This is a genomic window from Nitrosomonas sp. (assembly GCF_043753625.1).
In the GTDB taxonomy this organism is placed as follows: Bacteria; Pseudomonadota; Gammaproteobacteria; order Burkholderiales; family Nitrosomonadaceae; genus Nitrosomonas.
In genome coordinates this window covers 1-10,653 of record NZ_JAYUWI010000117.1, presented here as the reverse complement: position 1 = coordinate 10,653, position 10,653 = coordinate 1, and the positions used below count along the sequence as shown (strand labels likewise).

At 45.1% G+C, this 10,653-nt stretch carries 11 protein-coding genes and 3 tRNA genes; 9 read left to right on the top strand and 5 right to left on the bottom strand.

Translation table 11 applies throughout. The annotated features are described in order from the left end of the window. The 3 genes from ACH10T_RS09775 to ACH10T_RS09765 all read left to right on the top strand — a co-directional run. On the top strand, nt 1–303 hold a 303-nt coding region (locus tag ACH10T_RS09775; RefSeq protein ID WP_394809094.1), incomplete at its 5' end, for a hypothetical protein. A gap of 44 nt (nt 304–347) precedes the next feature. Beyond that, a complete protein-coding gene (locus tag ACH10T_RS09770) occupies nt 348–542 on the top strand; it encodes a hypothetical protein (protein ID WP_394809093.1) in 195 nt (64 codons plus the stop codon). 212 nt (nt 543–754) lie between these two features. Further along, nucleotides 755–1,108 carry a hypothetical protein gene (locus tag ACH10T_RS09765; RefSeq protein WP_394809092.1) on the top strand — a complete coding sequence of 118 codons (354 nt, stop codon included), beginning with the start codon at nt 755–757 and terminating at the stop codon, nt 1,106–1,108. A 182-nt stretch (nt 1,109–1,290) separates the two neighbouring features. Here the strand turns inward: ACH10T_RS09765 and ACH10T_RS09760 are convergent. Both ACH10T_RS09760 and ACH10T_RS09755 read right to left on the bottom strand, forming a co-directional pair. Continuing rightward, a tRNA-Met gene (locus tag ACH10T_RS09760) sits at nt 1,291–1,367 on the bottom strand. Between the two features lie 77 nt (nt 1,368–1,444). Beyond that, nucleotides 1,445–2,128 carry an RIO1 family regulatory kinase/ATPase gene (locus tag ACH10T_RS09755; RefSeq protein WP_394809091.1) on the bottom strand — a complete coding sequence of 228 codons (684 nt, stop codon included), beginning with the start codon at nt 2,126–2,128 and terminating at the stop codon, nt 1,445–1,447. Nucleotides 2,129–2,524: 396 nt separating this feature from the next. Here ACH10T_RS09755 and ACH10T_RS09750 point away from each other — a divergent pair, with 396 nt between their 5' ends. Continuing rightward, entirely contained in the window at nt 2,525–3,673 is a 1,149-nt protein-coding gene (locus tag ACH10T_RS09750) for an HD domain-containing phosphohydrolase (RefSeq protein ID WP_394809090.1), read from the top strand. A 21-nt stretch (nt 3,674–3,694) separates the two neighbouring features. Here the strand turns inward: ACH10T_RS09750 and ACH10T_RS09745 are convergent, their stop codons facing one another. Next, a complete protein-coding gene (locus tag ACH10T_RS09745) occupies nt 3,695–4,942 on the bottom strand; it encodes a dicarboxylate/amino acid:cation symporter (protein ID WP_394809089.1) in 1,248 nt (415 codons plus the stop codon). 49 nt (nt 4,943–4,991) lie between these two features. Then, a complete protein-coding gene (gene hemF / locus ACH10T_RS09740) occupies nt 4,992–5,888 on the bottom strand; it encodes an oxygen-dependent coproporphyrinogen oxidase (RefSeq protein WP_394809088.1) in 897 nt (298 codons plus the stop codon). Nucleotides 5,889–6,227: 339 nt separating this feature from the next. Between hemF and aroC the strand changes: the two genes are divergently transcribed. The 5 genes from aroC to ACH10T_RS09715 all read left to right on the top strand — a co-directional run bounded on the left by aroC (nt 6,228) and on the right by ACH10T_RS09715 (nt 9,722). Beyond that, the gene (gene aroC / locus ACH10T_RS09735; RefSeq protein ID WP_394809087.1) at nt 6,228–7,403 is read left to right on the top strand and encodes a chorismate synthase; all 1,176 of its coding nucleotides are present in this window, start codon (nt 6,228–6,230) and stop codon (nt 7,401–7,403) included. A 232-nt stretch (nt 7,404–7,635) separates the two neighbouring features. Continuing rightward, nucleotides 7,636–7,712 (top strand) — tRNA-Arg (locus tag ACH10T_RS09730). A gap of 70 nt (nt 7,713–7,782) precedes the next feature. Beyond that, nucleotides 7,783–7,858, top strand: a tRNA-Phe gene (locus tag ACH10T_RS09725). Between the two features lie 284 nt (nt 7,859–8,142). After that, nucleotides 8,143–8,736, top strand: a complete 594-nt coding sequence (locus tag ACH10T_RS09720; protein ID WP_394809086.1) for a DUF1415 domain-containing protein — start codon at nt 8,143–8,145, stop codon at nt 8,734–8,736. Between the two features lie 2 nt (nt 8,737–8,738). After that, a complete protein-coding gene (locus ACH10T_RS09715; protein ID WP_394809085.1) occupies nt 8,739–9,722 on the top strand; it encodes a serine/threonine protein kinase in 984 nt (327 codons plus the stop codon). A gap of 89 nt (nt 9,723–9,811) precedes the next feature. Here the strand turns inward: ACH10T_RS09715 and ACH10T_RS09710 are convergent, their stop codons facing one another. Continuing rightward, entirely contained in the window at nt 9,812–10,501 is a 690-nt protein-coding gene (locus ACH10T_RS09710) for a transposase (RefSeq protein ID WP_394809084.1), read from the bottom strand. Nucleotides 10,502–10,653 lie beyond the last annotated feature (152 nt).

The window sequence follows — 10,653 nt, the reverse complement described above, 5'->3', positions numbered from 1 at the left end:
GTCGAGCGTATTGTTAACCGACGAACACTAACCGAAATTATCCCGAATCGGTATTTCGAAAGAGTTGACTGGCTGGCAATCGCTTTGAAAGAAGCTGGTGTATCAGTTAACGGTAAGCAGGTGATTGAGATACAAGACTCGCTGTTTTCAGTATTTATGGAAGAGATAATTTATGGATACTTTGAGATTGATAGTGACTTCGATTTGCCGCCTCTTTTTGAGATGCGTATCAACAGCAAAGAGCGTAAGTCACGAATTGCGGAACTTGATAAATTACTATGTGAGGATGCCGCACCAGAATGACGATTAAGCGATTAGATTTAATCATACATATTACGGAGCAAAGAATGGAAAAAAAACTACCAAATGGCTTTATTCTAAAACTCAAAGAAACTTGTGGGCTTGGCATGAAAGGCGCACTTATTAGTACCCATAGAACTGAATCTGAGGCCGAACAAGCGGCAAAAAGTCTTGGCTTCTCGCTTAGCGTTTTTGAGATACAGGACGTATATGGCGGTAGGGTGTTGACAGCTAGAGCGTAGAATATTCACGCTCTCTCTAAACCCTGCCTTTCATATGGTGGGGTTTTTTGTTTTGGTGCTGCCCACCGTGGGCAACATTGGCACATGTTTTCAGAACTTTCCGCTGAACAATGTTATGTACCGTACAGATTAGTTTAGGAATAATGGTCATTATTAGCGGCGTAACTCTTAAAATCTCTAAATAAATATTTTTAAATAAGGAATATATTAAAATGAAACTATTTAACCTATTGGCGATACTGGCTGCATGTCTAGTCTTTTCATCACCCATACTGGCTGCTGCCGATCAGGATAAAGATTTAAAAGCTGAAAAAGACCGTAGAATTGGAAATATAAAAGAATGGATCCATCTATCAGAAGAGCGTCTTAGCTGTGTAAAAACGGCTAAAGATTTTGAAGCATTAAATTTATGCAATCAAGCAGCTGATAAAAAAAGGGATGCTTTAGAGGCCAAAATCAAAGCACAACATTCTGACCATAGAGCAGACCCTGAAAAAAATCACTCGGAAACTAGACCTAATCATCCGAATAATAAAACTCAGAATAACAAAACTCAGAACAATTAATTTAGTAATCGACTTTTAAAACTGGCCAGCATTCTTTTGATGCTGGTTTTTTTATTGGTGAATCTGCATTTATGCAGGTGTGTTATTGTTTAATATTGATCAAATACGGTTACAAAACGGTTACAATTTTTAGAAAAGAAAAAAGCACTTAGGATTTTTAGTCACTAAGTGCTTGATTTTATTGGTTGCGGGGGCAGGATTTGAACCTACGACCTTCGGGTTATGAGCCCGACGAGCTGCCAGACTGCTCCACCCCGCGTCAGAAGCGAAATTATAGCACAAGCCGGCGTATACAGGTCAATTAACATCTTCAACGATTTTAGATTAACAAGCGCGTTAGCATTGCGACAAAGGATTACCCCATTTGGTCTGTTTATGCCGTTGCCAAGCGGCTTCCTTTTTAATTACTGCGTCAATAATCTCCAGAATACTATTAACATTAACAGGTTTGTCCTGTTGTTTAACATTCCCGCTCAATTGGGCCTGTGGTAATTTTCCACGTTGATAGAAGGACCATATCTCCGCCGCATAATCAGATTGAGCTAATTCTGGAGCAAACCGGCTGAAATAAGCTGTTAGATTATCAATATCACGTTTAATCATATGGCGTGCTTGATGATTATCCGCCACATTTCCTTCTGAATCTGAAATCAGTTCCATTAGTAAGACGCCGGAAAAAAAACTATAGAATTTTGGCACACGTATACCGGCCATTCCAAGACGGCATAACATGTCGATCTCAGTACTTTGCCAAGCTTCCTCGCATGCAATACGGCCATAACGGCTTCCCTTTTCGATCGCTCGGGCACGCCGGCTGTTTTTAACCTTGCGCCCTTCTGTATAATTAGCGCGTTGCTGGAAATTGCGTTTATTGCTTTCCTTATATACTTTAGCGCAACGAATAGCATCCCCACAGCCCACTAAATAGATCATGGCTTCTTTGCCACTCATCAGTTGGCATATCACACTATCAATTAAACCTTCTTCAATTAATGACTCAAGTCTTTTGGGTACTCTCATAAGTGTTATGACAGCGCACTCTGGATTTCTTGTACGCTTTTCATCCTCCGGAATTATAATGAAAATAATTTCACTCTTTGCCGTGGCATTCGCAAACTTTCAAATCCGAATTAACCACGTTGAGCGAATTGTAAAAAGAATGCGTTGTTTTTGGAATGTGACAAATTGTCGCGCGGCTATTTGTCGCACATCAATCCTACTCACGAATCAACGAAAATTACCAAATCTATTCTGTCTATCGGTTCTTCAAACCAGCACGACATGTTCGAAGTAAATCATTTAAAATGCTCACTAAATTTATTGATAGCAACCATTGCGCGATTGTTATGCCACCGGTTAATGCTGGCAAAGCAACCTTGATTATCATTACCATAATCACTTGCTGGGAGGATTTTTATGCAACAGGAAGAAGATCTCTTTACACACCAGGATACACTGGCGAATTTACATGAAAATTTACCACTGACTGAAAAGCTGCGTTTCTTACATCAAGTCATTCGCCAAGATTTTCCATTTATTGATCGCTTGGCCATTGCCCTGTTTGACGAAAAAACAGAAATGCTCAAAACCTACACCCATAGCACGGAGGGTAATGACAGCCCGGTAACCACCTACGACGCACCGCTCAGTTCCGCGCCATCACTTTATGCCATCATCGAACATCGCCGTCCACGCTTGGTTCAGGATCTCAATATTTTTTCCCAAGGCACCCATGAACATACCCAACGTGTCGCTGCCAAAGGTTATAAATCCAGTTACACCATGCCACTCTATCAAAGCGGTACTTTCATTGGCTTTTTGTTTTTTAATTCACTTCAAGAGCACCCATTTGCACCCAAAACGCTGCGTCAAATTGACATCTATGGACATCTAATCGCGCTGATGGTGATCAATGAATTAACTGCCATACGCACTTTGCTTGCTGCAGTCCGCGCTGCACGCAACATGACACATTACCGCGATCTTGAAACCGGTTCACATATTGACCGGACTGCTCACTACGCTCGGCTCATTGCACGCGAGCTTTCTCCAAGCTATAAAATTAGCGATGAACAAATTGAGCATATTTTCTTGTTCTCACCGATGCATGACGTTGGCAAGATAGGTATTCCGGATAATATCCTACGTAAACCGAGCAAACTGGATTCCGCAGAATTTGATGTGATGAAAACTCATTCGGCGAAAGGCCGTGAAATTATAGATTCGGTTCTTGAAGATTTCAGTCTTGGTACTTTTGGGCACGCCAATATCTTGCGAAATATTGCTGAATTTCACCATGAAGCGGCTGATGGCAGTGGGTATCCCAAAGGTTTAAAAGGCGAAGAAATTCCTATTGAAGCGCGTATCAGCGCAGTAGCCGATGTGTTTGATGCATTGACTTCACGTCGTTCGTATAAAGCACCGTGGAGTAATGAAGATGCTTTTAATATGTTGCGAAAAATGTCGAACTCCAAACTGGATCGTGATTGTGTTGAGGCATTGATCAACAACGCTGAGAAGATACGGGAGATTCAGCAACGTTTTATTGATAACGATCTGATTTAATAAATTGAAATGATAAATACTTTATTCGTTTGACTGGTCTTGTTTGATCCATTTTTGTACCACCAGGCTTCCCACCAAATCCCCTTCCACATTTACCATAGTGCGAACTGTATCGAGTATTCGATCAACTGGTAATAGAATAGCAATCGCTTCAACCGGCAATCCAACCGATTGCAGCACCATTAACATCGTTACCATACCGGCACTGGGAATACCGGGTGCACCGATTGCGGCTAGCATGGCCGTCAAAAATACAATCATCTGCTGCACAAAGCTCAGTTCAATCCCAACCAGATTGGCAATAAACAAAGCCGCAACTGCTTCATAGAGTGCCGTACCATCCATATTCATGGTCGCACCCAATGGAATAACAAAACCTGCCACATCTCGTTTGACATGCAAATGCTGTTCCGCACAACGTAATGTAACGGGCAGTGTCGCTGCACTAGAACTGGTGGCAAAAGCAGTAATTAATGCTTCACGTGCACCCAACCAGAATTTGAGGGGTGTCATGCCGGTAATTAGATAAAGAATTAATGGTAGCACTACTAAACCATGCAACAAAGTGGTCCCCATAACAATAGCTACAAACTTGATCAAAGTTGTTAGCAAGCTGGTATCTTGCGTGGCGACCAGCTGCAACAATAACGCCATGATTCCAAATGGCGCCAGACGCATGATCCAGCCAACCAACATCAATATCAATTCTAGAAATTCCTGCATTAATGTCAGGATATTGCGATAACGCTCACCGCCCACCACCAACGCAATACCCAGCAATAAAGCAAATATCACGACAGCCAAAACATTGCTCTGTGCCAGTGCCGCGATTGGATTTTGAAACAATGAGTGCAAGAAATCTGCAAAAAAATCAGGTAGTGACATCTGCGTTGCCTGAAAACCTTGCATCGCATCCTGAAACATGGCTATCTGTAAGCCACCACCGGGTTGCAATAAGTTAGCAGCCGTTAATCCCAATACAACGGCCAGCGCCATCGTCGAAACAAAAAAGATGAGCGTCACCTGCCAAACACGATTCATTTGCTGATGCGAACGTAAATTGGCCACCCCGACCACAATTGATGTAAAAACCAGTGGGATCAACACCATTCGCAATAAATCAATGAACAATGCACCCACCAGTTTGGCAGCATACAAACCATTTTGTGTAATACTTGACGCCTGTCCTAACTGGGCAAACCAAAGCCCCAATACAACACCTAATAGCGTACCAAGCAGAATTTGCATATTCAGCGATAGCTTGTTCACTGGCTAATTCCCATTCTGCTGTATGCTCCTAACCAATGGATCAAATTGGTCACAGCCAATCCTTACCAATCAGAAAATCGGTATACAGTTTATCTTCTGCACTACCCGCTTCCGGTTTCCAGTCATAGCGCCATTTAACAATCGGCGGCAAAGACATCAAGATGGATTCCGTTCGTCCGCCCGATTGTAGACCGAATAAAGTACCCCGGTCCCATACCAGATTAAATTCCACATAGCGCCCCCGCCGGTACGCTTGAAAATCGCGCTCGCGTTCACCATATGGCGTGTCTTTACGTCTTTCCAAAATGGGACGGTAAGCTGTCAAAAAATATCCACCCACATTTTGGATCAGTTTAAAGCAGCTATCAAAATCGGGTTGATTCAGGTCATCGAAAAAAACGCCACCAATACCACGTGGTTCTTTACGATGCTTTAAATAAAAATAGTCATCACACCATTTCTTCAGACGCGGGTAGCAATCATCGCCGAACGGTTGTAACGCATTCTTGCAGGTTTGATGAAAATGAATCGCATCTTCAGCATAGCCATAATAAGGCGTCAGATCCATACCGCCGCCAAACCACCAGACCGGGTCAGCACCTTCCTTGCGCGCTTCGAAGTAACGCACATTCATATGTACTGTGGGCGCATAAGGGTTACGCGGATGCAAAACCAGCGATACACCCATCGCCTCAAACGAACGGCCAGCTAATTCAGGACGTGCAGCCGTGGCTGATGCCGGCAATCCGGCGCCATACACATGGGAAAAATTAACACCACCGCGCTCCAATACATTGCCATCTTCAATGACACTACTCATTCCGCCACCACCTTCCGGGCGATCCCATTGATCACGTTTGAATGTTTTACCATCCGCCTGCTCTAGCCCTTTGACGATGCTATCTTGCAGATTGATCAGAAATTCTTTAACGCGTGGTGTATTCATGCAAGCTCCCGGTTTTAATTTTAATAGTATTCAATGTAGGGCGTATGCGTATTCGGATATTTCAGAAATTCGTATAATCCCGTTTATCTTCGTATATCCCAAAGGACGATATACTATTTATAATAGTCCTTAGGTAATGGCCTGCATTTTACCGCAGGTATAGCATGATGAAAGTATTTCATTATTGATATTCCTCAATCGGATTCGTGGTTGTTTCGTATTGGATGACGTGAATTTCACAGGTTGCAGGAAGCGAATCACCCATTTCCTTTATGTCGATTCAAAAAACCACGGGTGCGTATGATAGACTCATACAATCAGTTTTAAGAGAAAAACAGAATGTCTGGAAATACATTTGGCAAGCTTTTCAGTGTCACCTCTTTTGGCGAATCTCATGGTCCCGCGATTGGTTGCGTCGTGGATGGTTGTCCGCCCGGATTAACGATAACCACAGAAGATATCCAGTTGGAACTGGACCGGCGCAAACCGGGAACATCGCGTCATGTGACACAACGGCGCGAATCCGACACGGTAGAAATTCTATCGGGTGTATTTGAAGGCAAAACGACCGGCACACCGATTGCATTGTTGATTCGCAATGAAGATCAACGCAGCAAGGATTACAGCAAGATCATGGACGTGTTCCGTCCTGGCCATGCTGATTACACCTATTGGCAAAAGTACGGCATTCGAGATTATCGTGGCGGCGGTCGCGCATCGGCTCGTGAAACGGCAGTCCGTGTTGCAGCCGGCGCTATTGCGAAGAAATGGCTGCAAGAAAAATTTGGCATTGTCATTCGCGGTTACATGTCACAACTGGGGCCGATAGAAATCCCTTTCAAACACTGGGAAGACGTCCATCACAATCCTTTTTTTGTTGCAGACAACAGCTACACCGGCCAACTGGAAACGTTTATGGACAAACTGCGTAAATCCGGTGATTCAGTAGGGGCCAAGATCAGCGTGGTGGCACAAGGTGTGCCGGTCGGTTGGGGAGAGCCAGTATATGATCGACTGGACGCGGAAATTGCTTATGCGATGATGAATATCAATGCGGTAAAAGGTGTTGAAATCGGTGCAGGATTCTCCAGCATTGTACAAAAAGGCACGGAACATTCGGATGAAATGACTCCGGATGGGTTTTTAAGTAACAATGCGGGCGGCATATTAGGGGGTATTTCAACCGGACAGGACATCACAGTCAATGTCGCCATCAAACCGACATCCAGCATTCGCCTTGGACGCCATTCAGTTGACAAAACTGGCAGTCCGGTAATCGTTGAAACGCATGGTAGGCATGACCCCTGTGTCGGTATTCGCGCCACACCGATCGTCGAGGCTATGCTTGCACTGGTGTTGATCGATCATGCCCTACGGCATCGTGCACAAAACACTGATGTGAGTTGCGCAACACCAAGAATACCCGGCAGTGTAAATCCCACAAAAGATATCACCAAGCCGATAGCGGCAAAAATACCATTGCGAAAAGACCCGGAACCAGAAGAAGATATATAAGCATCAGAGCAAGTATTCATGCAGTTAAACCTTGACAAGACCAACCAAATACACCATTATCGCCCCCGCAAAAGAAATATCGATTATTTGTAGAGAAACAATCGGCTCAGTCGATTACAGTTTGAAGGCATCGAATACAGTAACAAAAGCATAAGTTCGAATCCCGTAATTGCTTCAATCTGCTATAATCTCCCGGTTGATAAAATAGCTGGAAGTAATTTGATTGTGCTTAGCGCCCGTAGCTCAGTTGGATAGAGTACTTGGCTACGAACCAAGGGGTCGTGGGTTCGAATCCTGCCGGGCGCGCCAATTCATCGAACAATATTTTTACAATTCAATAAATAGGCCTATCCGTTTTTTGTCTAGACATTTCTCAAATGGCCAAGTAGCTCAGTCGGTAGAGCAGAGGACTGAAAATCCTTGTGTCGGTGGTTCGATTCCGCCCTTGGCCACCAATAAAAGAAAGCACTTAAAGACCAATAATCTTAAGTGCTTTTTTATTTTCTGCGTTTGTGTAGCCATTATGTAGGAAAATAAATTCAACAACTAACAATAAAAACCTCCAGTAAAGCATCCCACCACAAGCAACAGGTATTACCTGCGCTCTTCAATCCAGTGGTTCTCAACCAGCTATCGCCCCAAGAGCTGGGGAATTGAATCCGTAGAGATTACATGGAATGTGGAATTGCTAACCGGGTTGGCGAGCATAACTGAATATTCTGGAGCATTTAAAAATAAAATGAATATCGCAACAAACGCGAAAATAATAATTGCGACCAAACTGTGGTTAGAGCGCGCTGTCATCGGCCTCAATCTGTGCCCTTTCGCCAAGGCCGTACACGTGAAAAATCAGATAAGCTATGCGGTGAGCAGTGCAACCACGCATGAGGACTTGCTAAGTGACCTGATGCATGCACTGGAAATATTAGCTGAAACGCCGGCAGAAAAGATTGACACAACCTTGCTGATTCATCCCTATGTGCTTACTGATTTTATCGACTACAACGATTTTCTCGATGTGGTCGATACGGCACTGGAGGACATGGATTTGGAAAATGCATTGCAAGTGGCCAGTTTTCACCCGCAGTATCAATTTGCCGGGACGCAACCAGACGATATCGAAAACTACACCAACCGGTCACCCTATCCCATGATGCATCTGCTGCGCAAAGCCAGTGTCGTGCAGGCGGTGTTGGCTTTTCCCGAGGCCGGGAAAATATTCGATAAGAACATTGAGACATTGCGCGGCTTGGGTCACGCAGGCTGGAATGACTTGGGGTTGATTGAGATTAGTCTACCTTTGGAGAATGAATCAATGCGCAAAGAGCTATAGCAATGACATCGCCAGCTTTCTCTTTACTTACCCCCGATTGCGTCATGAACGCGTTAGGCAGCTTGGATTGCCACAGCGATGGTCGTCTGCTGGCACTTAACAGCTATGAGAACCGCGTCTATCAGGTAGGGATGGAAGAAGGTTCGCCGCTGGTAGCAAAATTCTATCGACCGGGGCGTTGGACAAATGAAGCCATCCTTGAAGAACATACTTTCGTGCAGGAATTGGTCGAACACGAAATTCCTGTGGTACCTGCATTGGTGTTGAGTGGAAAAACACTGCACACCTTCGAAGGATTTCGTTTCGCCGTTTTTCCCAAACACGGTGGACGTGCGCCAGAATTTGAAGACCGAAACACGCTGGAATGGATGGGGCGCTTTTTGGGACGCATCCACGCCATTGGTGCACTCAAGCCGTTTAAGCATCGCCCTACCCTGGACATAACGAGTTTCGGTGTAGAACCGCTTGATTTCTTACTAACAAATAATTTTATCCCAATTGATCTTGAGGCTGCCTATCGCAGCGTAGCAGAACAAGCGTTGGTTGGCGTGCGTCTTTGCTTCGAGCGTGCTGGCAACAATGTGAAATCACTACGTCTGCATGGCGATTGCCATGCAGGCAATGTACTGTGGACAGATAACGGTCCGCACTTCGTAGATTTTGATGATAGTCGCATGGGACCTGCGGTGCAGGACTTGTGGATGTTGTTGTCCGGCGAGCGTTCTGACATGACGCGACAGTTGAATGACGTATTGGCCGGATATGAAGATTTTTACGATTTTGATTCACGCGAACTGCATCTGGTCGAATCCCTACGCACCTTGCGCCTAATTCATTATTCCGCCTGGCTAGCGCAACGATGGGAAGACCCAGCCTTCAAACAAGCCTTCCCTTGGTTTAATACGCAACGCTATTGGCAAGAACGCGTTCTGGAATTACGCGAACAAATCGCACTGATGGACGAGCCGCTGCTAGGGCTGGTTTAATTGATATGTAATCCAGTCGCGCTTGCTGTAGTACTCAAAACCACTGTGCACTTTGAATGCATCGTAGTTGAATTGGGAAACGCATAAAACTACTGAGTGATGGGGTAATTCCAATTCCACTCAGGAACAGCATTAATAATCCAATCCCATCCGGTAATGCTGCGCATAGTTTCCTGGCTTGATTCAAGGTTTTTTAGCGCGCTTTCCAGATGAATCTCAAGCGCATCCAGACTTATCGAAGGTACGGTTATGAAAGAACTTCCCCGCAACTCATCCCACACATGTTCCTGCGGGTTGAGTTCTGGCGAGTAAGGCGGTAGAAACAAGATTCGCATATTCTCTGCCAATTTCATGGCCTGGCTTTTGTGCCAGCCTGCGCCGCCCATAACCATAACAATATTTTCATGCGGGTAACGTGCCGCGATCTCATTCACGAAGAGTTGCATGCAGTCCCCGTTCACCCAGGGCAGGATCAGGGAATCAAATCGTCCATCCAGCGGGCTGACTGCGCCATAGGCGTAGGTGTATTGTTGCGTCAACATGGCACACGTACCATGGGACGATGGGGCTTCTTGTCCCAGCAGTGCCTCACATCGCTGATGCGGCCGAAACGTGCTTCGTCCTGAAACATTAGGTGTAGCGGGCGTGGGACCGCAAAAGCCGCCACTTCCTCGGCTAGCCGCTCGGAGAGTTTTTTTCCACGCCTCGCGCGCTGCTGGGTCGGCTTGTGGATGTCTTTTATCCGGAGCCAGTTTGCGCCAGCCATGCCGTGCCAGCATCTGGTACAGACTGGCTTTGGCACGGTTACGTAACTCACGTTTGCTGCGCGTAGTTTTATTTTGGCTATGTAGTAATTAACTGTTGAAATTGTCTTGTTTTTCCAAGTGACATTAGGAAACAAAGGGTTGGTGTAACATCCTGACCGAGACGG

What these genes read in the sequence shown, in the direction of transcription:
- ACH10T_RS09770 (WP_394809093.1), top strand. Translation starts at nt 348, where the DNA reads ATGGAAAAAAAACTACCAAATGGCTTTATTCTAAAACTCAAAGAAACT.
- ACH10T_RS09765 (WP_394809092.1), top strand. Translation starts at nt 755, where the DNA reads ATGAAACTATTTAACCTATTGGCGATACTGGCTGCATGTCTAGTCTTT.
- ACH10T_RS09755 (WP_394809091.1), bottom strand. Translation starts at nt 2,128, where the DNA reads ATGAGAGTACCCAAAAGACTTGAGTCATTAATTGAAGAAGGTTTAATT.
- ACH10T_RS09750 (WP_394809090.1), top strand. Translation starts at nt 2,525, where the DNA reads ATGCAACAGGAAGAAGATCTCTTTACACACCAGGATACACTGGCGAAT.
- hemF (WP_394809088.1), bottom strand. Translation starts at nt 5,888, where the DNA reads ATGAATACACCACGCGTTAAAGAATTTCTGATCAATCTGCAAGATAGC.
- aroC (WP_394809087.1), top strand. Translation starts at nt 6,228, where the DNA reads ATGTCTGGAAATACATTTGGCAAGCTTTTCAGTGTCACCTCTTTTGGC.
- ACH10T_RS09720 (WP_394809086.1), top strand. Translation starts at nt 8,143, where the DNA reads ATGAATATCGCAACAAACGCGAAAATAATAATTGCGACCAAACTGTGG.
- ACH10T_RS09715 (WP_394809085.1), top strand. Translation starts at nt 8,739, where the DNA reads ATGACATCGCCAGCTTTCTCTTTACTTACCCCCGATTGCGTCATGAAC.
- ACH10T_RS09710 (WP_394809084.1), bottom strand. Translation starts at nt 10,501, where the DNA reads ATGCTGGCACGGCATGGCTGGCGCAAACTGGCTCCGGATAAAAGACAT.